Source organism: Streptomyces sp. NPDC107538 (assembly GCF_055657445.1).
Map to the genome: position 1 here is coordinate 122,772 of NZ_JBVKAY010000004.1, position 23,026 is coordinate 145,797.

General features: G+C 68.8%; 11 protein-coding genes, 1 other RNA gene and 1 pseudogene. 8 read left to right on the forward strand and 5 right to left on the reverse strand.

What is annotated here, in order from left to right; translation table 11 throughout:
* Positions 1-11 precede the first annotated feature (11 nt).
* The 4 genes from drmD (at position 12) to ACZ7MG_RS15080 (ending at position 10,529) form a co-directional block, all read left to right on the forward strand.
* Positions 12-3,242: a DISARM system SNF2-like helicase DrmD gene (drmD, locus tag ACZ7MG_RS15065; protein WP_471380409.1), complete on the forward strand. Its 3,231-nt coding sequence runs from the start codon at positions 12-14 to the stop codon at positions 3,240-3,242.
* Positions 3,239-7,582 (forward strand): Eco57I restriction-modification methylase domain-containing protein, encoded by a 4,344-nt coding sequence (locus ACZ7MG_RS15070; RefSeq protein WP_471380407.1) that lies wholly within the window; start codon positions 3,239-3,241, stop codon positions 7,580-7,582. Before drmD ends, ACZ7MG_RS15070 begins: the two co-directional genes overlap by 4 nt.
* A gap of 129 nt (positions 7,583-7,711) precedes the next feature.
* Complete coding sequence (locus ACZ7MG_RS15075; RefSeq protein ID WP_471380406.1) at positions 7,712-9,727, forward strand: hypothetical protein; 2,016 nt, start codon at positions 7,712-7,714, stop codon at positions 9,725-9,727.
* A 313-nt stretch (positions 9,728-10,040) separates the two neighbouring features.
* Positions 10,041-10,529: an ATP-binding protein gene (locus ACZ7MG_RS15080; RefSeq protein WP_471380404.1), complete on the forward strand. Its 489-nt coding sequence runs from the start codon at positions 10,041-10,043 to the stop codon at positions 10,527-10,529.
* A 1-nt stretch (position 10,530) separates the two neighbouring features.
* Here ACZ7MG_RS15080 and ACZ7MG_RS15085 read toward each other — a convergent pair whose 3' ends face one another.
* Positions 10,531-11,370: a hypothetical protein gene (locus ACZ7MG_RS15085; RefSeq protein WP_471380402.1), complete on the reverse strand. Its 840-nt coding sequence runs from the start codon at positions 11,368-11,370 to the stop codon at positions 10,531-10,533.
* A gap of 125 nt (positions 11,371-11,495) precedes the next feature.
* Here ACZ7MG_RS15085 and ACZ7MG_RS15090 point away from each other — a divergent pair, with 125 nt between their 5' ends.
* From ACZ7MG_RS15090 to drmC, 4 genes are all read left to right on the forward strand, one after another.
* A complete protein-coding gene (locus ACZ7MG_RS15090) occupies positions 11,496-13,073 on the forward strand; it encodes a hypothetical protein (protein ID WP_471380400.1) in 1,578 nt (525 codons plus the stop codon).
* Between the two features lie 126 nt (positions 13,074-13,199).
* A complete protein-coding gene (gene drmA / locus ACZ7MG_RS15095) occupies positions 13,200-17,027 on the forward strand; it encodes a DISARM system helicase DrmA (RefSeq protein ID WP_471380398.1) in 3,828 nt (1,275 codons plus the stop codon).
* Positions 17,024-18,922: a DrmB family protein gene (drmB, locus tag ACZ7MG_RS15100; protein WP_471380397.1), complete on the forward strand. Its 1,899-nt coding sequence runs from the start codon at positions 17,024-17,026 to the stop codon at positions 18,920-18,922. Before drmA ends, drmB begins: the two co-directional genes overlap by 4 nt.
* Positions 18,919-19,683: a DISARM system phospholipase D-like protein DrmC gene (drmC, locus tag ACZ7MG_RS15105; RefSeq protein WP_471380395.1), complete on the forward strand. Its 765-nt coding sequence runs from the start codon at positions 18,919-18,921 to the stop codon at positions 19,681-19,683. The genes drmB and drmC overlap by 4 nt, the downstream gene beginning before the upstream one ends.
* A 470-nt stretch (positions 19,684-20,153) precedes the next feature.
* Here drmC and rnpB read toward each other — a convergent pair.
* From rnpB to ACZ7MG_RS15125, 4 genes and pseudogenes are all read right to left on the reverse strand, one after another.
* Positions 20,154-20,559, reverse strand: an RNA gene (gene rnpB / locus ACZ7MG_RS15110) — RNase P RNA component class A.
* 76 nt (positions 20,560-20,635) lie between these two features.
* A pseudogene (locus ACZ7MG_RS15115) lies at positions 20,636-21,463 on the reverse strand (DMT family transporter); the annotation flags it as partial.
* Between the two features lie 19 nt (positions 21,464-21,482).
* Positions 21,483-22,307 carry an AraC family transcriptional regulator gene (locus ACZ7MG_RS15120; RefSeq protein ID WP_471380394.1) on the reverse strand — a complete coding sequence of 275 codons (825 nt, stop codon included), beginning with the start codon at positions 22,305-22,307 and terminating at the stop codon, positions 21,483-21,485.
* A gap of 102 nt (positions 22,308-22,409) precedes the next feature.
* Complete coding sequence (locus ACZ7MG_RS15125) at positions 22,410-22,988, reverse strand: Uma2 family endonuclease (protein ID WP_471380392.1); 579 nt, start codon at positions 22,986-22,988, stop codon at positions 22,410-22,412.
* Positions 22,989-23,026: the final 38 nt, after the last annotated feature.

The following is a 23,026-nucleotide window of genomic DNA, read 5'->3' on the forward strand; positions in this document are numbered from 1 at the left end:
AGGCCAACAGCATGACGACGCAGGCGGCTCGGCAGGACCGCGGACGGGGCGCGGACGCGTCCGACCGGATCCCCGAGGAGGGGGAGCTGGTCGAGGTACGCGGCCAGACCTGGGGGGTCGCCCGCGTCGAGCCCGCTCCGGCCGCCAGTGGGCGCTCCGCGACCCTCGTCCACCTGCAGTCGGTCGCCGACGGCCGGTTCGGGGACACGCTTTCCGTCATATGGGAGGTCGAGCCGGGGCGCAGGGTCCTGGACCGCGGCTCTCTGCCGGACGCCGCCACCGGCCGCTTCGACCCGCCCTCGCGCCTCGCCGCCTTCCTCGACGCCGTCCGCTGGTCGGCGGTGGCCTCCGCCGACGTCAGGACCCTCCAGGCGCCCTTCCGCTCCGGCGTCGCCGTCGAGCCGTACCAGCTCGAACCGGTCTCCCGCGCCGTCGGCGCCCCACGCGTCAACCTTCTTCTCGCCGACGACGTCGGCCTCGGCAAGACCATCGAAGCCGGCCTGGTCGTCCAGGAACTGCTGCTGCGCGGCCGCGCCCACCGGATCATGATCGTCTGCCCGGCGGGCCTGACCCTCAAGTGGCGCGACGAGATGCACGAGAAGTTCGGTCTGGACTGCACCATCGTCGACTCCGAGCACTGCGCCCGGCTGCGCCGCACGCACGGTACGGCGGCCAACCCGTTCCGTGTGCACCCCCTCACCATCGTCTCCCTGCCCTGGCTGCGCGGCACCAAGGCCCAGCGCCTCCTGGACGAGGTGATCCCTGACAGGGAGGAGACCGGAGACGACGGTGCCCGCCGGCGCCGCTTCTTCGATCTCCTCGTCCTCGACGAGGCCCACCACGTCGCGCCCGCCGCTCCCAAGCAGGTGTACGCCGTCGACTCGCAGCAGACGAAGCTGATCCGGCGGATGGTGCCGCACTTCGAACACCGCCTCTTCCTCTCCGCGACCCCGCACAACGGCTACCCCGAGTCGTACACCGCCCTGCTGGAGCTCATCGACAACCAGAAGTTCGCCCGTGGTGTCGAGCCGGACAAGCAGTCCCGCGATGAGACGGTCGTGCGGCGTCTGAAGGCCAACGTCACCAACCCGGACGGCACGCCCCGCTTCCGCACCCGCAAGACACGCGAACTTCCCGTCGAGTACACGGAGTTGGAGCGCGAGGTGCACGGCCTGCTGGGCAGCTTCGCCGACCTGCGCAAGCGGCGGATGACGCCGAAGGCACGAGGCGGCCGCCGCGCAGCCGACCTGGTCACCCTGCTGCTGAAGAAGCGGCTCTTCTCCTCTCCCGCCGCCTTCCTGCACACCGTCAAGGTCTACCTCTCCCACCTGGACGACACTCAGGGCCGCGCGCGCTCCGCCGCCGCCGAAGTCCCGGACTGGCTGGACGAGTTCGCCGACCTCGCTGCCGAACTAGACGACCTGGGCCTCGCCGACGCGGAGGACGACGCCCTCACCCGCTCCACGAGCCTCACCCCGCAGGAGGACGGCGAGGAGCTGAATCTGCTGCGCCAGATGGAGCGTTGGGCTCTCACGCACGAGGCCGCGGCCGACTCCAAGGCCGACGCACTGATCAACGCGGTCAAGGCCATCTGCCGCCCCGACCGACACTGGACGAACGAACGCGTCGTGGTCTTCACCGAGTACCGCGACACCCAGAAGTGGCTGTTCAACCTGCTCCAGCAGCACGAACTCACGGACGGCGAGCGTGTCGCCGTACTGCACGGCGGCCTCAACGCCGAGCAGCGCGAGCAGATCCGCCTCGGCTTCCAGGCGCACCCCGCCACCGAGGAGGGCAAGGTCCGCATCCTCCTGGCGACCGACGCGGCCAGCGAGGGCATCGACCTCCAGAACCACTGCCACCGCCTGTTCAACTACGACATCCCTTTCAACCCCAACAAGCTGGAACAGCGCATCGGCCGTGTCGACCGCTGGGGCCAGAAGCACGACCCGGAGATCAGCCACTTCATCGGCTCCGGCTGGGAGAAAGCCAAGGCCGGCTCCTACGAGGCCGACCTGGAGTTCCTCTCCCGCGTCGCCCGCAAGGTCGCGCGGATGGAGGAGGACCTCGGCTCGGTCAACGCCGTCATCGCCGACGCCGTACAACGCCGCATGACGGGCGACCACACGCCGGTCGACATCGAGCACGCCAAGGCCAAGCAGATCGCGGGGCGGAAGAACACCGGCGGCACCATCTCCGCCGAGCAGAACGTCACCGCGCAGGCCAAACGTCTCGCCGACCAGTACCAGGAGACGGTCGACACCCTCGGCCTGAACCCGGCCACGATCAAGCGCGTGGTGGACACGGCCCTCGAACTGGACCACCAGCAGCCCCTCGCCCCGCACTACAGCGAGTTCTTCGAGGGCGGTCTGTACGAGGTCCCGCCCCTGTCCGGCACCTGGGAACGCGCCACCCGGGGGCTGGCCCACAAGCTGCGCCCCGCAGAGCAGCGCCCCGTCACCTTCGACCCACAACTCGCCGCGCAAGGCCGGGACGACATCGTCCTCGCCCACCTGAAGCACCCGCTCGTCGCCCTCTCCACCCGGCTCCTCACGGCCGCGGTATGGAACGCGGACAGTGTCGGCCTGCACCGGGTCGCGGCGGTCGTCAGCAACGACCCGAACCTCCAGACCACCCTGGTCTCGGCGTACGCCCGCTACGTCCTCGTGGGCGCGGACGGCACCCGCCTGCACGAGGAGATCCTCTACGCGGGCGGCTGGTTCGGCGACACGGGCCGCTTCCGCCGCTGGGACTCCGTACGCACCCAGGGTGACGCCCTCGCTCGCGCCCTCACCGACGGCACCGAGGCCGCTCCGGGCCTGCGTCAGGAACTCACCGACGCCTGGCCCAAGCTCAAGGACCCTCTCTACGAGTCGCTCGCCGCCCGCGCCCGCGAACGTCGGGCCTCGCTGGAAAGCGCGCTCGCCACCCGGCGCACACAGGAAGAGGACCGCATCAAGGCCACCCTCGACCGCTTCGAGGCCACCCTGCGCGCCAAGCTCAAGGAGGAGGGCGACGACGCCAACGAGCAGATCGCGCTCTTCGGCACCCGAGAGGTGACGACCGCCGAGCAGCGCCAGTACCGCGAGGACCGCGAGCGCTGGCAGGACCGCATCAAGAGCCTCGGAGCCGAGCGCGAACGCGAGCTGGCCACGATCGCCGTCCGCTACCGCGAGCCGCGCTCCCATCTCTTCCCCGTCGCCGTCGTCTTCGTGATCCCCGCAAAGGAAGCCCGCCGATGAGCCCCCGCCCCGCCGCCTCCCGTGGACTCGCCGCCGCCAAGGCCAAGGCGCTCGACGGCCGCGCCCAGCACCAGGAGTGGCTCGACCTCACCGAGGTCTCCGGCCCCTTCCTCACCATGCCGGTCCTGCTCCAGGCGTGGCAGCAACTCGACGCCGTCGAGAAGGAGCAGCGGGCCCGCCTGCGCGCCCACCACGCCGACTGGCAGACCGACACCACGGCCGGCCGCGACGAGTGGGTGGCGTACGTCCTGCGTTCCCTCCTCGAATGGGGCGACGCGCTGAGCCTGCGCCAGGGCGAGGCCGAGGACGTCCCTGACCTGGCCCTGGACCGCTTCAGCCTTGAGGTGCCCGAGCACGGTGTCCGTCTGCGTGCCGACTTCGCGTTGTCCGAGCCGGGTACGGATCTGGCGGCCGAGCCGGACGTCGAGTCGGCGGCGAAGCGTGTCCGCGTGCTCGGTATGACCCTGCCGAGCGGCACCTCCCCCACGGCCCGACCGAACTGGGGCGACGACTGGTCGGCCCCTCCGGCCGACCGCCTGGCCCGCCTGCTCCGCCACCACGACGTCCCGTTGGGCCTCCTGACGGACGGCCGCTGGTGGTGCCTGGTGTGGGCGCCGGTCGGCGGCGTCACGACCACGGCCGTCTTCGACGCCATCGGCTGGAACGAGGCGGCAGAGCGGAATGTGGTCCGCGCCTTCGTCTCGCTGCTGCGCCGCCGTCGCTTCTTCGAGTACGAGGAGCCGGAGACCCTCGTCGGTCTGCTGAAGAAGAGCCTGGACGCGGGCGACGAGGTCACCGACGCGCTCGGCGTCCAGGTCCGCCAGGCGGTGGAACTGCTGGTGGACGCGATCGGGCGGGCGGACGCGCGGTCCATGGAGCAGGGGGCACCGGGCCTGCGCGCGACGGGAGTCGAGGCAAGTGAGGTCTACCGGGGCGCGGTCGCGGTGATGATGCGCGTCGTCTTCCTTCTCTTCGCCGAGGAGCGGGGCCTGCTCCCCGCGGACAACGAGGTGTACGCGAAGTCGTACTCGGCACGCTTCCTGCGTGCGGAGCTGAAGTCCCGGGCGGACGCGGAGGGCGAGGCGTCCCTGGAACACACGACGGCGGCCTGGCACCGCCTGATCGCGCTGTTCCACGCCGTCCACGGCGGTGTGGAACACCCGGATCTGGAGCTGCCGGCCTACGACGGCTCGATCTTCGACCCGGACAAGTACCCGTGGCTGGAGACGACTTCACCACTGCTGCCCATCGACGACCGCACGGTCCTGCACATGCTCCAGGCCGTGCAGGAAGTCCACGTCGGCACCGGCAAGCAGCGCGAGACGCGCACGCTGAGCTTCCGCGCCCTTGACGTCGAGCAGATCGGTTACGTGTACGAGGGTCTGTTGTCGTACGACGGTGAGCGCGCCGTCGAGACGATGGTCGGCCTCATCGGCCCGGCAGGCATGGAGCACGAGGTGCCGTTGGCCGAGCTGGAGTCGCTCGCGGCTTCGGTGCGGGACGTCAAGTCGCTGGCCAAGAAGATCCACGACACGTGGAAGGAACCGAAGCCACCGGCGAGCGTGGCGAGGCTGGAGAAGCTGCTGCTTCCGGTGAAGGGGGAGGCCGAGGCGGAGGCACGGCGGCGGCTGCAGGCCGCGTGCCGGGACGCGGCACTGACGGAACGGCTCCTTCCGTTCTTCGGGCTGCTGCGGCCGGACCTGCGGGGCCTGCCGGTGGTGATTCCGGCGGGCTCACTGTTCGTGACGGAGTCGTCGCTGCGGAAGAACACGGGCACGCACTACACGCCGAGGACTTTGGCGGAGGAGGTCGTACGGCACGCGCTGGAGCCGCTGGTGTACGAGCCGGGGCCGCTCCAGACGGCGGACGAGAAGGCATGGGTGCCGAAGACTGCCGAGCAGATCCTTGAGCTGAAGGTCGCGGACATCGCGATGGGGTCGGCGGCGTTCCTGGTGGCGGCCTGCCGTTACCTGGGAGACCGGCTGATCGAGGCGTGGGCTCGGGAAGAGCGGGCGGACGCGGTCGCCTATCGGGCGGGGCGCGCCGTCGACGCGGTGACGGCTGCGGACGCGGAGTCCGACCCGGTGGTGATCGAGGCACGGCGCCAGATCATCGAGCACTGCCTGTATGGGGTGGACATCAACCCCATGGCTGTGGAGATGGCGAAGCTGTCGCTGTGGCTGGTGTCGATGGACCCCGAGCGGCCGTTCACGTTCTTGGACGACCGGCTGGTGGCGGGGGATTCGCTGCTGGGGGTCACGTCGCTGGAGCAGTTGCAGGCCGTGCACCTGGATGTGGAGCAGGGTGACCTGCTGGGTGCGGCGGCGGAGGCTGACCGGCTAGTGGGCGAGGTCGTCGCTACGCGGCATGCCATCACGAAGATAAAGGGGGACGGGCCGGAGGCTCTGGCGGCGAAGCGGGAGCTGCTGCGGGAAGTACGGGAGAAGACGGCCAAGCTGCGGCTGGTGGGGGATCTGATCGCGGGGGCTGCGCTGGCTACTTGTGCTTCGGGACGGGTGGCTTGGTACGAGGAGGACGGGGGCGAGCGGGTTCGGGATCTGTTTCCGGTGGCGGCTCGGGGGGCGCGAGATGTGGTGGCCGTGCCGGAGGCTGAGTTTGAGGACTCAGAGGTGGTGGCTGAGGCTCGGGCGCAGGCTCGGGAGTGGCTGGCGAGTGAACTTCCGGAGGGGGGAATGCGGCGGGTGCCTGTGCATTGGCCGTTGGAGTTTCCGGAGGTCTTCGCAAAGGCGGGTGGGTTCGATGCAGTGGTTGGAAACCCACCATTCGTCACCGGCCGAGACCTCACGTCCAGCTTCGGCTCCGGCTATCGCGAGAATCTTGTAGAGCATCTTGCGGCTGGCGTACGAGGAAATGCGGATCTCGTCGCATACTTCGAGTTGAGAATCCATCAACTTCTGCATAGCCGGGGGCAGTCAGGAGTAGTAGCTACAAATTCGCTGGCACAGGGAGTATCGCGCGCCGTTTCCTTGGATCAGTTGGTATCGTCTGGGGTGCACATCAGGAGGGGCATCCGCAGTGCCCGATGGCCGGCCAAGTCCGCCGACGTTGAGTACTGCGCTATCTGGACTAGTGTTGCCCCAGTGGGACTCGATACCACCTTCGTACTGGACGGCAAAAAAGTGCATGCCGGAATCACGGCAGCCCTCTACCCTAAATCAAGAATTTCCACCTGGGGCGAGCCATTGGTTTGCAACCAAAACCTTTCATTCGTCGGCTCAAAGCCTCTCGGAGAAGGATTTGTGATTGATGAGCCGACCGCACTGGCCTGGATTGCACAGGATCCGAAGAATCAACACGTACTGTTCCGCTATGTAAATGGAAAGGAATTCAACGCCCACCCCGATCAGATCGGTAACCGCTGGATCATAAATTTCAAGGACATGGACGAGGCCCAGGCCAGGAGATTCACGAAGCCATTCGCCCGTGTCGAGAAGGAGGTAATGCCTGACCGGCAAAGGCGCAAGCGCGATGGAACCTTCGTAGTGGGTGATAAATTCGCCCGCCGCTTCTGGGAATACGAGCGCCGTAGAGATTCACTCTACGAACGCATCGCCCCTCTACAGAGGGTCATCGCGATGACGCAGACAAGCAAGACTCTTGCACCCGCACTTGTGGCGAACGGTGTGGTATTCGACCAAAAAGTCGTGGTATTCGCATCCGACGACCCGGCCTTGTTCGCCTTCCTTTCATCCTCTATGCACTATTGGTGGGCGCTGCTGAGTGGTGGCACGCTCAAAACAGACGCCAGTTACACACCGACCGAGATTTTCGAGAAGCTTGTGCGACCCAATTCGACTCTTAGACTGCGCGAATTGGGAATCCAACTTGACAAGCATCGTCTTGAGTTGATGCAACGCCGCGGAACCGGCTTGACTACCACCTACAACCTGATCCACGACGAGACTTGCCAGGACTCCGACATCGTACAACTACGAAAAATCCACGAGGTAATCGACAAAGCAGCTGTCGAAGCCTACGGCTGGCACGACCTCTTGGACGAGACGGGTGCGACGCCACCTGCCGACGCAACACACTCGACTTTTCCGCTCGACCACGGGTTCCACGAAACCGCCCAGGGCACCCGCTACACGATCGGCCCCCTCGTCCGCACCGAGATCATCGACCGACTCCGCCAGCTCAACCACCAGACCTACGCCGACGAAGTGCTTCTCGGGCTGCACAAAAAGCCGAAAAAGCACCCGGACATGCCCTCGCCCTCGCCCGAGGCGTACCAGAAGAAGGCTGAACAGAGCAAGAGGTCCGTAGTGGTCGACTTCGAGGACGACGGGCTCTTCCGGCCCGAGGGAACCATCTTCTGAGCGAGCCCGTCGCCCACACCGGCATACGCCAACCTCCGCTCTCCGTGCCTGTGTCCGCTCACAGCCACGGAAAGCGGGACCCCCGCAGCCCAGGCGCACCCCGCCACCGTTCACCCACCGCGAGGCTCCATGTCCCCGTCCGGCATCGCCTTCGACCACCGCCTAGTCCAGACCGCCGTTGTGGGCTATGCGAAGTCCGACCACCCGGTGATCCTCCCCATGGATGCAACCGAACTGGACCGCTGGCGCAAGGCCCATCCCACCTACACCTACTGGTGCGGCATCCAACTGGGCGGCTGCGGTGGTGAGTTGAGCGACAAGCGCTACACGCACAAGGTCTGTCACTTCGCGCATCACCCAAACGCGCCCATCTGCCACCGCACCGCGAACGGCGAGTCCAGTGCTGACCACCTCTTCATCAAGCGCGGGGTGCAACGCCTGCTCACCAAGCAGAAGTTGAGCGGCAAGGTGCAGACGCAGAACCTCGGCACCGGTCCCGGCGACGCCGTCGACGTCCACTTGCCAGGCGCCCGCCGCCGTCTCCGCTTCCAGCTCAGCGGCCTCGACTATCCCGCCTGGCGCCGCGCTGTCGATGACCTTACCGAAGGGGCCGAAGATCTCGACTGGATCTTCGGCCCGGACACCCCCGTCACTCGCGAACTCGCAGGCCGGCACGGCTTCTGCCTCCGCGTCCGCTGCGAGACCGTCGGCGGCGAACGGCACGTTCACATCGGCACCGAAACCCCGGACCGTACAGGCGCGGTCCAGTGGACTCCCCTCGAAGACTGCGTGCTGACGCCAACGGGCCTGACCACTCCGGACGTCGAGGCCATCCATATATCCCGCCCTCGCCCGAAACCGCTCTCCTTCCCCATCCAGGGCAGCCTCGTCTTCACACCCGTTCTCGGAGCCAACGCCCCCACGCACTCCCCCTTCGCCGCCGAGGAGCGTCATCTCCTCGTCGCGGATGTGAAGCCGGTGGACAGCCCCATCGTCCGGGCCCTGCTCTCCCTCCCCGGCGACACTGACGCGCCGCCGGCCGAACACGTCTACCGCGTGCCCGACTCCGCCCGGATGCTCGTTTTGGAGGACGGCCACGGCTGGGCCATCGAGGCCAACCGCTACATGCGCCTCAACGCCCACGACGCCCAGCAAACGGGCCTCTGGAGTCCTCACCCGGGAATGCACCCCGAGCCCGGGCCATCACACGCCTCCATCTCCCGAAGCACCAAGGTTGTCGAGCCGCAGGCCTTTGCCAAGCCGAAGGCCGCCCCCCTGGTCACAACCGCCACGGCCGAACCACCCGCCAAGCCCCGGCCACACACGCACGCCGACCTCGTCACCCAGCTCCGCGACACGTTGGCCGACTTGGCACGGATGCGCACAACGACGACGTGGGCGGCCCTCGCCCGCACGATCGGCTGGGGGCTCTCGAACCTCTCCGACATCGAGCGCCGTAATCTCCTCGTGGAAGTGGACACCCCACTGTCCGAGTACGTCCCTGTCCGCTCGGCGTTGATCCGCCACGACGGGGGGCCACTGCCCTACCTCGGGGACATCCTCCACAGGCTCGGCGTCCCGTTCGCCAAGGACTCGCCTCAGCTCAAGCGGTGGGCCGCCGTCGAGACCGATCGCGCTTTCGCCGCATATGGCCAACCAGCGAGGGCGATGGGGCCCCGACTGGACCTCACGCCACACTCGTTGCCCCAAGGCCAGGTCGCCAAGGCCCTCCGGGCCTGGAAGACGCCACCGGTGACCGCCCCGCCCCGTCGGACCGCGCCGACTGCGACCACCAAGCGGCAAGACGCACGGCTGAGTGAACTCCTGGCCGAACTCAGCGCGTTGCGTCCGAGGCTCAGCAAACCGATCCGTAAGCGAGCCAACAGGGCAATCATGGGGGCGCGTGTGTGGCTCGGTGAACTACCAGTCCAGCGAGTTCCCAGAAGAGCCAAAGCTGCAGCTCAGAGCCGGGCGCACCACATCCAGACCCTGCAAAACGCTCTCAAGGACGCCCGTAAGGACATCGCAGAAGCGGATTCCCTCTCTCGTCACCAAGATGAGCAGCGGAAAACGACAGAGCCCCTGACAGAAGCCTTGTCACCTGCTACCCCCTGGCAGGGTAGCCCGCACCGTCTCACTCTGTAAGTGGATCGCTACACAGCGATGCCCTTCGGTGGCCCAGCCTCACGGCCCGCCACCCCCACCAAGCGGAGTTCGACAAAGTGCTGCCCTCCCCCACCCGCCTCATCGAGCAACTGCTGCGACTCCTGTGGCCCTCGTCCGGACACCACCGACGGTCCACAACGGCGCCGAGGCCCACACCCGCGCCCGAGACCCACCCCGGCCCCACGCCGAAATCCCGCCCCCATCCCCACACCTACTTGCTGCGAGGAGAAGACAACGCCCTCGTCCGCCCCTACCTGACCGCGCACACCGCCTACAGCACGCAGGTGACGGCATGATCAACCCCGCCCCCACAACAACCGCCACCGCCCCCACCACCATCCCCACTCCCACCCACCACTTCAGAATCCAGCTCAGCTCCACCCGCCGAGGCGCCCGCCTCCTCGTCGAGCAGCAGCTCGAAGACTGGGGCTTCCCCCGCACCACCCCCGCCACACGCGCCCTCGTCGCCATCACCGCCGAACTCGCCGCGAACGCCATCACGCACGGCCACACATCCGGTCGGGACTTCGAGGTACGGCTGCTGCTCTCGTCCTCACACGCCCGCGTCGAGGTGAGCGACACGCGTCCTGATCGGATTCCCCCACCACCGGCTGCCCTCGGCGGCACGCCCGGACCGGACTCGACAACTTTGGCCGAATCCGGTCGCGGTCTGCTTCTCGTCGAGGCCCTCGCCGACCGCTGGGGCTGCGATCGGCGAGATCAGTACGTCAAGACCGTCTGGGCCGAGTGCGCCCCCACTCCCCCAGCCGACAGTCCCTGACTCACTCCACGTCCCAGCCCCGGTCGACCCGCCAGCGGGCGAAGGCCGCCGTCTGGTGCCGGAACGTGTCGAGGGCATCCCACAGGGCCCGTTCCGGCCCTGCGTCCGGGCGGTAGTCCTCCGGTCCGACGACCTCCTCCAAGACCAGTTCGCCAGTCGCGTACTGCCGGACGACCGACCGATCCCGCTCCGAGGTGTGCATCAGGCTCAGCGTGCTGTCCAGCCGCATAACAGCCTGGCGGGACAGCGTTCGCACGCGGTCCGCGGCCTCGTCGGCCTCCTCGACGTACGGGCGGCCGAAGGAAAGCGTCACGCGATCGGGGGCGGCGAACGTGACGTCGCTGTACGTCAGAGCGTCCCCCTGCTCCACGCCGGCGCAGTCGTAGCAGAGGCGCAGAATCTCGAACAGATCGTGGATGGCCTCCTCGAACACCACGGCCTGGACGGGAAAGTCGAACAGTCGGTGGCTCAGGTACAGGTGCGCCTCGTCCCTGCGCTCCAGGGTGAGGGCATTGAGTAGTTCCTCTGGCGTCATCCGCTCCTGCGAGCACAGCGCACGCATGACGGCCTCCGCTCCCGATTCGCCCCTTGAGGGGTACACGAGTGCCGCCACCGGGTCCTCGTGCTCGGGGCAGTACAGATCCCCGTCATCGTCACCGACGTCGAATCCCTCGCGCGCGCCGTCACACACAGGGCACAGCCCGTCCCTCCTGCCGCCCTGGATCGTCCACACGGTCTCGCTGCGTTCCTTCGACAGCACCCGCCATCCGCCCCGCTCAAGGAAGGCGGCCACGCGCTGCTCGGGCACCTTCCTGAACGTCTTGATCTGATCGCCGGTCACGCTCTGCACCATGGCCTCCGCCTGTACCGTTCGTCTCACATCGCTGCGCCAAAAGACCCTTGCAGCTTGTGTGAACTAAGTCAACGGACATACGCTCTCGCCTCATGGCCGCTCCAACCAAACCCGTGAGATTCCGTTCCCTCCGCCGCAGGTGGTTCGAGGACCGGACAGAGGAGCTGGCGATCCGCCTGGAACACCTGGCTCCCGCCATCGCCGGCAACCTCCCCGAAGACCTTGGCCCGTACGACCTCGTCGCCGCCACCGTCCTCGCCCGGCTCGCCCAGGCCGACATGGAGCGGCAGGAGATCGCCTACGTCGTCGGCGACCTGGTCAGACTGGCCGGAGCGCGCGGCGTTCACGAGCCGCAACGCGTGGGCGAGGTCGAGGAGTTGTGGCTCGCGCTGAGGAATCCGACCGAACGGCTGCTCCAGTCATGGTGGCGTGAGCCCCTCGGCGAAGGACTCCTCGCCCGCTGGGCGCAGTCCAGGGCCGAGAAGGTGGGCTGGCCGCGCGTGCACCAGGAGTTGCGCGAGCGCTGGGGCGTGGACAGCGACGGCATCTGGCGGCGTGGGCTGGTGCCCGAGGAGGGGCCTGGCGACGACGACTGGTGCGGGTACTTCGAGTACCTGGAGGCACATACCCACGGCCGGGAAGCCGAGTTCGCCAAGATAGTCCTCACGCGATTCGACGGGCTGGCCGACGAGATCGAGGCGTACGCCTCCGAATGCGCCGCCGAACTCGCCCGCGTCCCCCACCTCATGCTCGTCCACCGGGAGCGTGCTCTCGCCGAGGCGCTCACCACCGTCATCGAGGGGAATCTGGAAGCCGGTGGCGACACGCTGCCGCCCGACCTCCGGGCGAACTCCGAGTCGATACGCGACGCGGGCCGGGCCTACCTGCGCTGGCTGAAGGACGCGTTCATCCCCCGGCTCACCCCACTGGAGCACGCCCACCTCGCCCTCGACTCGCCGGAGAACGCCCGCTGCGAGGCGTACCTGCGGCAGTACACGGAAATCTGGTGTCCCGAGGGGGACTCGGCACTGCCCACACTGGTCTTCACCGAGGAGGACTACGCACCACTGAAGCCCGCCGGACGACCGCGCGCGGTCGTCCCCGAGTGGATGGGGATGGTGGCCAAGGTGTTCTCGGAAGCGGGACAGCACGGCTGGACAGGCACAGTCGGGTCGCAGCCCTGGTGGCTGTACGTCGTCGAGGGCGGGCTGGAGTCGGCGGCGGCGCTCCGGTTCAAGCACGACGGCGCGGTGCGTATCGGTCACCGGACAGTCGACGACCCGCACGACATTCTCATCGGTTTTCCCGCCACGGACCCGGACGCGCAGAACCTGATCATGCGGTTCCGCTACGACGAGGACGACGCCCACCAGATGTGCGAGCTGCTGGTTCTCTCACGCACCGGCCGCGCCCAACTCGGCTTCCTGGTAAGGGATGCGAGTGGGGCGTACCGGATGCTCAGAATGGTCAGTGTGGCGCTGCCGCCGGCGTTGCGCGAGTCCATGCGGGGCAAGGCGCTGCAGGCGTTGGACGCCATGACGGGTGGCGACGTACGAAGGCTCGCGGTCCTCATCGCGCCCCAGCCCGATGCGGCTGACGCGTCGGTCGGCACCGCCCAGGAGGTCGCCGAAGCCGAACAGGCTGCCCTCTTCGACGCCGGCCTCTTCCCGCGGGGAGACACCCTCTTCTGACCAGCCACACGATGAGACCGTCGTGAACTCAGTCAATGCATGAGATCCTCTTCCTGGGTGCCGCGTGCTGCCGTGCCCCCGGTAGCCTCACCCCATTGGCTCCCCGCAGGAAAGGGCCCGATCACCATGCCGTCCCAGCCCGCCGCCCCTCAGGGCGTGCCGCACCCCTTCGACGACGTACCGCAGACGTTCCTGCCCGGTGACTCGTACGACGTGCGTGGCGGCCTGGTGAAGTACATCAGCCGGGATCTCCTCGGGCCCTGGGACGGGGACACCGAGGAGCTTCCGCCTCGGTCCGCCGGTCCGCGTGACCGCTACCTCGTGGGCATGCTGGGGCCTCGTCCCGAAAGCAGCGACACCGCCACCCAGATCGCGCGAAACGCCGCCCAGAACGCCGATGTCGAACCGGGCAGCGACGACGGGAAGGAGGAGGGAGGACCTGAGGAGCGCCTCACACCGCAGGCCTCGGGGCGGATCTGGGCCTCCTCGATGGGGCTGTCGTTCGTGGTGCCCGCGTCGATCGGCACCCTCAGCGTGACGGCGAGCTGGGGGCGCTACTCCCTCACCAGCGGCCTCACCGACGACGGGCGTACGGCCCAGGTCTGGGGGCGCGAGCCCGTGCGGCACCCGTGTGACATCGACGTGACCCGGACCGGAGACCAGAGCCGGGTACTGGAGGGCGACGAGTCCGCGGGCGTCTTTCTGGACGTGCAGGTGCGCGAGCGGGCCACGCGTGCGGGCGGGGAGGACCTTCGGGTCGTGGAGGTCGCGCTCGTCAACCGGCTGCGGGAGGGCGAGTCGGAGCGACGGGACGCCCAGTGGCTGTTCCAGACCGGGCTCACCGTCACCGCCTTCCCCGACGACCGGGCCGCCGTGTTCCTGCCCATCGACGACCCGCTGGACCCCGGTTCCGGGGGGAGCTCCGAGGACGTGGAGGAGCGGCGGCTGCGGCTGCTGTACCGGGACAGCCTGCGGCACGCCGTCGGCCGCAACGTGGCGGTGAAGGTGGACGTGCGCAAGGGCGAACGGCGAGCCCACCGGCTGGCCACCACCTGGCTGCCGGAGTACGACGTACCGGGCACGTCCGCACCCACCCCCGCCGAGCAGCCGCTCCTCGAAGGGCTCGAACTCGGCATGGACGAGTTGGCTGCCCTGGCCGTGCCCGCGCGCCGCAAGGAGCTGGCCGCCGCGCTGGCCCCGCTGTCGGACGGTTATAGCGCCTGGCTGGACGAGCAGCGTCGGAAGGCGCAGGGGCTGCCCGAGGATCTCCGGATCGCCGCCGAGACCGCCATCGACCAGGCCGTGGACGTCTGCCACCGCATCGCGTTCGGCATCGACGCGCTCTGCGCGGACAAGGACGCGCTCGAAGCGTTCCGGTTCGCCAACCGGGCGATGGCGCTTCAGCGGCGGAACACCGCCATCGCCGGGCTGCGGGCCGGCCAGGAGGGTGTCTCGTACCAGGAGGCCCACGAGACGGTGCGTGCCGAGGGCAAGAAGGCGGCGAGCTGGCGGCCGTTCCAGATCGCCTTCGTCCTGCTGAACGTGGCCTCGCTGTCCCGGCCCGGCCACCCGCATCGTGGGACCGGGCGCGAGGCCCTCGTCGATCTGCTGTTCTTCCCCACCGGTGGTGGCAAGACCGAGGCGTATCTGGGCCTGGCCGCGTTCACCTTCGCGCTGCGGCGGTTGCAAGGCACCCTGGGCCGTGGGCTGGAGGCACGGGACGGCGGTGAGGGCGTCGGTGTGCTCATGCGGTACACACTGCGACTGCTGACGGCACAGCAGTTCCAGCGGGCAGCCGCGCTGGTCAGCGCGTGCGAGGTGCTCCGGCGCGAGGAGTTCAAGCAGGATGCCCGGTGGGGCGAGACGCCGTTCCGGATCGGCCTGTGGGTCGGGAACTCCGTGTCGCCGAACTGGTTCTCCGAGGCGCAGGAGCAGATCGCGGGCGCCAAGGAAAGTTCGAGTGACAAGCATGCGCGGGTCATTCAGGTGCTGAGCTGCCCATGGTGCGGAGAGGGTCTGACCGCCCACTCGAACATGGACTACGACGCCGACCGGCGCCGTGTGCTGCTGTACTGCCCCCGCGGCGAGGGCGAGACCCGCTGTCCCTTCTCGCGCCGCTCGGCGCCCGGCGAGGGCATTCCCGTGATCACCGTGGACGAGGAGATCTACCGACTGGCCCCGGCGATGGTGATCGCCACCGTGGACAAGCTGGCGCAGCTGCCGTGGAACGGGTACGCGGGGCTGCTGTTCGGGCGGGTCACCGAGTGGTGCCCCCGGCACGGCTACCGTCACGACGACCTCGACGAGCGCACAGGCTGCGGCAGCCGGCACAACAAGAAGGGGCTGCTGCCCGCGGTGACCGCACGGCCCGTGACCCGGCTGCGGCCGCCGGACCTGATCATCCAGGACGAGCTGCACCTGATCTCCGGTGCGCTCGGCACAACCGTCGGTCTCTTCGAGGCCGCCGTCGACCAGTTGTGCAGCTGGGCGTACACGGACGTGGAAGGGCGCCGACAGGAAGTGGGGCCGAAGATCGTCGCGTCGACGGCCACCACCAAGCGGGCGGCGGAGCAGGTGCGCGGGGTCTTCGGACGGCAGGTCGCGGTGTTCCCCCCGCAGGTCCTGGACATCTCCGACACGTTCTTCTCACGCCAGACCGAGGTGAGCCGTACCTCCCCCGGCCGCCGCTACCTCGGCGTCTGCGCCCACGGCACGCGGTTGAAGGCAGCAGAGATCCGGGTCGCCGAGATCCTGCTGCTCGGCGCGCAGCAGCAGTTCGATGACTACGGCCTGCCCGCGGATCCGTACATGACGCTCGTCGGCTACTTCAACGCCACCCGTGAACTCGCCGGTATGCGCCGCTACATGGACGACGACATCGCCACCCGGGTCCGGATCAACGGCAGTCGTAAGGGACACGACACGATCGCGAACCGCATCGTCACCAAGTCGGGAATGCTGACCGTCCAGGAGCTGACCTCGCGAATCTCCTCCGCCGACATCGGTGCCACGCTGAAGCGGCTGGAGAGTTCCTTCGACCCCGAGCGGGACACGTCCAAGCGGCGCAGGGCCCTGTTCGCGGAGTACGCGGCGGCCCGGCGAGACAAGCGGGATCCGCGGGTGCTGCTGACACCGCTGCAGAAGCAGGCCGTGGACGTCGTCCTCGCCACTTCCATGCTCCAGGTCGGCGTGGACGTCTCCCGGTTCGGTCTGATGCTGGTCGTCGGGCAGCCGAAGAACACCGCCGAGTACATCCAGGCGTCCTCGCGCGTGGGCCGCGACGCGCGCCGCCCAGGCCTGGTCGTCACCCTCTACAACTGGTCCCGCCCCCGAGACCTGGCGCACTTCGAGGACTTCGCGCACTACCACGCCACCTTCTACCGGCAGGTAGAGGCGCTGTCCGTGACACCGTTCACCCGCCGCGCCCTCGACCGGGGCACCGCACCCGCCTACATCGCCGCGCTGCGGCACGCCGCGTACGAGTACTCCCGCAACACCGACGCCCACGACGTCGACCTCAACGGCACCGTCGCCGCGCAGGTGGAGCAGCGGTTCCTGGAGCGGGCGGACCGGGTCGGGGGCGAGCGGGCGCGACGCTACCTGTCCGAGCGCATCACCGCGCTGAAGGACTCCTGGGCCGAGCAGCGCGAGAGCGGCGGCGTACTCGGCTACCGCAAGGAGAAGAGGAAGGACATCCTGGTCACGCCCCTCCTGCACCGGGCCGACGGCTCGCGCTGGGACGAACTCACCGTACCCATGTCGATGCGGGAGACCGAGAACGAGCTCAACCTGCTACTGCCGGGCGGCGGGAACTTCGTGGACCAGGGCACCCACAGTGGGCCCGACTGGCGGTTCGCTCCCGCCGACGACGACACGGACGTGGCGGCCGCACCGGTCGACGCCGACGAATACGGGGACGCCGCGGGCGGCGCGGCCGGAAAGGGACGACGATGAGCACGGGCCACTTCAGGCGGGTCGGCGCGGCACGCCCCAGCCATCTCATGTACACGGCCGGCGTCGGTGCCCTGATCGACCTGCCGAACTTCTCGGTCCTCGTCAAGGGTCTCGAAGCCTGGAGTCACACCGGCCTGACCGACTACGTCATCGACGAGCCCCGGCTGCGTACGGCCGTCAACCGCTCCCTCCAGCTCTACGGCGCCTCCCAGATCACCGAACTGCGGTCCGCTCCGTGGATGGAGGGCGCGGACAACTCGCCCAAGGACTGGGCCGCGCAGGGTGTGGGCGTACCGGTGACGCCGTTCCCGCAGTGGCTGCGGTGCACGGCCTGCAATCTCCTCGCCCCCATCGACGCCCAGGCGTTCACCTTCGTCAACAACAATCCGCGCACCCCGCACGAGGCCAAGTTCGTCCACGACTGCAAGCCCGGCAAGCCCCTCGCCGTCGCGGCCCGCTTCACCCTCGTCTGCACCAACGGTCACCTCGACGAGTTCCCGTACGCACCCTTCGTCCACCACGGCAGCCCGTGCACGAAGATGCCCAGGCCGCTGCTGCGCATGAAGGACCACGGCGGGAACCAGGCCGCCAACGTCACCCTTGAGTGCGTCGCCTGCGGTGAGCAGCGCAACATCCGTGACGCGATGGGCGAGCGGGGCCGACGCAACCTCCCCGCATGCCGCGGACGGCATCCGCACCTCGGCACGTACCAGCCCGACTGCGACGAGGACGCCACCCTCATGGTCGCCGGCGCGTCCAACCAGTGGTTCCCCATGACCCTCAGCGCCCTGGCGCTGCCGCCGAGCAAGAACGCGAACCTGGCGGACCTCGTCGAGGAACGCTGGGCCGAACTGCAGAACGTCACCTCACGTGCGGCCTACGACCTGCTGGCGAAGATGCCTCCGTACGCCTACCTCAAGGACTATGACGCGGTGCCGCTCATCGCCGCCGTCGAAGCCCACCAGGCGCGGCTCGACGGGAAGACAGGCTCGACGGCCGGTGCGGTGGTTCCGGCTGATCTCCTCAGCCCCGAGTGGGAGATGCTCTCCTCCTCCCCCCTGCCCGATGCCACGGACGACTTCGCCATGGAGTCCGTGACCGTGCCCGACGCCCTCACCGGACTGTTCGCGGACGTACGCCAGGTGCAGCGGCTGCGCGAGGCCCGCGCACTGATCGGCTTCACCCGGCTCGACGCACCGGATCCCGAGGCACCCGAGATCGCCACGCCCGTACGCCTTTCTCGGACTTCACAGTCGTGGGTGCCGGCGAGCGAGGTACGGGGTGAGGGCATCTTCCTCCGCGTACGGGAGGACCTCATGGCCGAGTGGGAGGAGCGGATGCAGAAGTCCCCCGCCATGCAGGCACACCGCGAGGCCTTCGCACGGTTCCGCACCAACCGGAAATCGGACCGGCTGCGGGGCGAGTTCGACCCCATGCGGGGCTGGCCCGGTGAGCGCTACATCGTCCTCCACTCGCTCTCTCACCTGCTGATCCGCACCATCTCTCTTGAGTGCGGCTACAGTTCGGCCAGCCTCGGCGAGCGGATCTACGCGGGAGATGCCGATCATTCGCGGACGGGCATCCTCATCTACACCGCCGTACCCGATTCGGAGGGCACCCTGGGTGGTCTCGTATCGCTGGCCGAGGATCCGCACTTCGAGCGCATCGTGCGCCGGGCCCTTCGGGACGCGGCACGCTGTTCCTCTGACCCGCTGTGCGCAGAGCGACTGCCGCGGGACCCCGCCGACTATCTGCACGGTGCCGCCTGCCACGTCTGTCTCTTCGTCTCCGAGACGACCTGCGAACGCGGCAACCGCTTCCTCGACCGCCGCTTCCTCGTGCCGCTCGGTGACGAGAGCGACCAGGTCCTGACACCGGTGGGTCTGCGACCGTGAGCCGCGCGGAGTTCGAGGCTGCGGCAGAGGCGGTCGTCTCGGTCCTCGGCTCCGCCCGCTCCAAGGACCTGACGGGATTGCTGGCACGTGGGCGGGGCCTGGAGCATGCGCTCGTGGCGATCCAGGATCCGCGCGCCAGCGACGCCATACGAACTCTGTACGCGTCGCTCCGGCATCACCACATCCCCACGGCCGAAGCCGCCGCCTACCTGCGCGGATTCATCGCCGGTCGAGCCCGGCAACAGGTCGACATCGATGTGAGCACCGTGTGGAGCGGACCTGCCACACCGGGAGTGCCTGTCCGTCCCACCGCGCGGGTGCTCACCGAGGTCGTCGACGGGGCGGAACGGGAACTGCTGGCCATGACGTACGCTGCCCGCCCGTATGAGCCGCTCTCCGCAGCTTTGCGGGCGGCCGTCGCCCGCGGTGTGGAGGTGCACCTCGTGGTCGAGACCAAGGCCGGGGCCGCCGGGCTGCTCTCCGGGCCTGAACCGGCCGACGCGTTCGCCGCCGTGCCCGGCATACGGCTGTGGCACTGGGCACCGGAACGCCGTGAGAACCAGCGCGCCCGTCAGCACGCCAAACTGGCTGTCGCCGACCGCCGGGTGTTGCTGCTGGGCAGCGCGAACCTCACGGAGTCGGCTGTCCGCAGGAACCTGGAGGCCGGTGTGCTGGTCACCGGCGGCGCAGCCCCACAGCGGGCCGCCGAGCACATACGGGAACTGCAACGACGGGGCGTGCTGAGGTCCCTTCCGGGCTGACGGGTTCGCCGACTGCTTCAGGGGACGACGGGCATGTCCTCCATGCTCCTCTTCCATGGTCGGTTCTTCTGATTCCGAAGGCCGGCCGCTGTGCTCGTCGTCCGGTTCCGACTCCTGGTGTGCCTGTTCGCTCATCTCCCCATCACCGAGGGCGTGGCTCTGTTTCCGGGAGGCACGCCCTAGCGGCGCGACTGATCAAGGCTGTCGAAGAGGCACAAGCTCGCCGGGGCTTGATAGGCTGCTCGGCCATTACGGCGGGCCACCCGGATGTCCCAGGACAGAGGCCACACTCTGCAGTTCAGGCTCCGAGACCGCGGCTCTCCGGCCCCGCGAGTCACGGCTACTTTCATGGCTACGCACGGAGCCACGCACCCCGTTTGAACCGGTACGGAACGGGGTCAGACCAAGCCCTTGGTCCAACGGGAAAGAGCCACTGACCAGCATATTCGCTGATCGGGGAGCCTGGGCGGCAGACGAGCAGGGCTGTACGCCGGGTTCTGTCGCCCGGCTGCCTCGCGGCGGCCGGGGAGACGGCCATCCATCTAGGGCCGGCGTTGCCGTCGGCCTCGTGCGGTCTACCCGCGGACTCGGGCGGGCTGCCCTCGGACGTCCGCGCAGGGCCGCTTCTTACGGCGACCCCTCTTGACCTTGCTCCGGGTGGGGTTTACCTAGCTGCCCAGGTCACCCTGGGCACTGGTGGTCTCTTACACCACCGTTTCACCCTTACCGAGGACCGAGGTCCCCGGCGGTTTGTTTTCTGTGGCACTGTCCCGCGGGTCACCCCGGGTGGCCGTTAGCCACCACCCTGCCCTGTGGAGCCCGGACGTTCCTCGGGAAGCCCCTAAGGGGACTCCACGCGGCCGTCCGCCCGGCTCGTCTGCCGTGTCGACCATGCTACCCGGCGCCCACCGGTCCTCCGCGCCGGTGCGCTCGATGCTGTCGCCAGGAACGAGCCCGTCAGGATCAACGCGAAGGACGCCAGGATCCCGGGAGTCAGCTGCTCGTCCAGGAACAGGGCGCCCGCCGCCACCGCCACCGCCGGGTTGACGTAGGTGAAGACCGTCGCCCTCGTCGGGCCGACCTCCCGGATCAGTTCCAGGAAGGCCACGAACGCCAGCGCCGTGCAGATCACGCCCAGGGCCGCGAGGGACACCAGGGCCGCAGAGGAAGGGAGTGCCGACGGGCGGGTCAGGGTCGCCGCGGGGGCGTAGACGATCGCCGACAGGAGCAGGACCGGGGCTATCAGCTGGAGCGTCGGGACCTGCTTCAGGTGGCGGGCCATGATCAGGGGGGCGGTCGCGTAGCCGATCACCGTGATCAGGACCTCGGTGAGGGAGAGGAGGTTGCCTCCCGTGAGGTGGGGGATGGTGAGGACCGCCACGCCTGCCAGGCCCAGGGCCAGGCCCGTCATACGGCGGGCTCCCAGGCGTTCCGCGTCGCCGAAGTAGCGGGCCAGGAGCACGCTCACGATCGGTACTCCCGCGATCAGCAGGCCGGCCGTGGAGCTGGACAGGTGGCGTTCGGCGTCGGTCAGGGTCCACCACGGGCCGATGACCTCGATCACGGCGAAGGCGAGCATCGGACGCCAGTGCCGCACGACCACACCGGTCAGCCCTCCCTGCCGGATCGCGAAGGGAAGCAGGAGGGCCGCGCCCAGGGCACAGCGTACGAAGACGACCATGGACGGGGAGACCTCGTCCACCGCCACTTTGATCATCAGGTAGGGGATGCCCCAGAGGACCCCCATCAGGGAGAAGAGGAACCAGCCGCGTGCAGTCATGGGGAGAGTGTCCGGTGGATCAGCGGCGTGGGTCTTGAACGCTGTTGCGGTACGCCGCCGGCGTCACTCCCAGCACCTTCCTGAACCAGCGCGTCATGTGCGCCTGGTCCGCGAAGCCCACCTGTGCCGCCGCTTCCGCCGGGCGGGCGCCCGCCTCCAGCAAGCCCCGGGCCCGGGCCACCCGGTGCTGGGCCAGCCAGGCGTACGGGGGCATCCCCATCGTCGTACGGAAGGCCCGGAGGAGTTGGTAGCGGGAGAGGCCCAGGTCGGTGGCGAGGTCGGCTAGGGAGGGGGGAGCCACCAGCTCATCGGCGAGGCGGTCGCGTACGGCGAGGGCGACCGTGTCGGCGCCGGGGAGTCTGTCGGAGGTGAGGCGGGATGTCGAGTGGCGGCGGGCCAGGGCCGTCAGGAGCCAGGGGAGGCGGGACTCGGCCTCCAGGGGGTCGGGGCAGGTGCTCAGCTCGGTGTGGGCGGTGCGGAGGGCGGCGGCTAGTTCCGGGTCGTGGAGGAGGGGCTCGCGGAAGTGCGGGGTGCCGCCGAGGATGCCGTCGGTGAGGAGGGCGGGGGCCGGGTAGAGGGCGCGGTAGGCGTAGGTGCCGAAGGCCGACTCGCCGGTGTGGACCTCGCCCGGGGCCAGGACGACGATCGAGCCCTCCCCCACCGTGAGGGCGCCGCCCCGGTAGTCGATGCACGAGGCGCCCCGGACGCAGATGCCGATGCTGAATTCCTCGTGGGTGTGCGGGGCGTAGCGGTGGCGGTCGAAGCGGGCGGTGAGGAGGTCCAGGGGGTGGTCGGCGCGGCCGAGGGTGGTGCGGGTCCATCGGGTCTCACCGTGTGTGCTCACCTCTGCCTCCGCTCCACTCCGCCTCGCGCCGCCGGTCCTTCAGGCTACGCCCGGCGGGGCAGGAGGAAGGAGGCAAAGGAAGTCAGAGGAAGTCCGAGGAAGTCAGAGGAAGTCAGAGGTCTCCAGGTCGAAGGCGAAGGGTTCGGGGAGGGTGAGCGGCTTGCCGAAGGGGACGGTGCAGCGCTGGCGGTAGTCGTCGTCCCGGGGGTCGCTGAGGAGGGTCGCCTCGGACATGTCGCGGTCGATCAGCAGGTAGAGCGGGATACCGCCGCGGGCATAGCAGCGGCGTTTGACCTCACGGTCTGCCTTGGGCCTGCTGGACGTCACCTCCAGCACCATGGCGACGCCCTGGCAGGGCATCCAGGAGTCCGCGCCCCGGTAGAGGCGCAGGGCCTGAGGAGCGAAGGTACCGTCCGGGATCACATGGTCCTTCGGGCTTCCTTCCGCCTGTCCCAACTTCAGCCCCTTGTTCCCGGAGAACTGCATGTCGGTCCGCGCCAGCCTGATCACCTGGGCCACGATCAACCCGATGTAGTCCTCGTGATCCCCATCCGGTGGCGGTGTCACTACGATCTCCCCCTCGACAAGCTCAGCCCGGAATCCCTCCGGGGTGTCCAGGGCGAGAAAACCCTCCAGCAGGACGTCTTCCTGCGTGAGCGGCTCGTGGGCCATGGCAGTCATGTCACGCCCCTCCTTCTTCGGTCGCTCGCCAGACTGGG

Bases quoted from the DNA above. Each gene is read 5' to 3' on its own strand.
- drmD (WP_471380409.1), top strand. From the start codon at position 12: ATGACGACGCAGGCGGCTCGGCAGGACCGCGGACGGGGCGCGGACGCG.
- ACZ7MG_RS15070 (WP_471380407.1), top strand. From the start codon at position 3,239: ATGAGCCCCCGCCCCGCCGCCTCCCGTGGACTCGCCGCCGCCAAGGCC.
- ACZ7MG_RS15075 (WP_471380406.1), top strand. From the start codon at position 7,712: ATGTCCCCGTCCGGCATCGCCTTCGACCACCGCCTAGTCCAGACCGCC.
- ACZ7MG_RS15080 (WP_471380404.1), top strand. From the start codon at position 10,041: ATGATCAACCCCGCCCCCACAACAACCGCCACCGCCCCCACCACCATC.
- drmA (WP_471380398.1), top strand. From the start codon at position 13,200: ATGCCGTCCCAGCCCGCCGCCCCTCAGGGCGTGCCGCACCCCTTCGAC.
- drmB (WP_471380397.1), top strand. From the start codon at position 17,024: ATGAGCACGGGCCACTTCAGGCGGGTCGGCGCGGCACGCCCCAGCCAT.
- ACZ7MG_RS15125 (WP_471380392.1), bottom strand. From the start codon at position 22,988: ATGACTGCCATGGCCCACGAGCCGCTCACGCAGGAAGACGTCCTGCTG.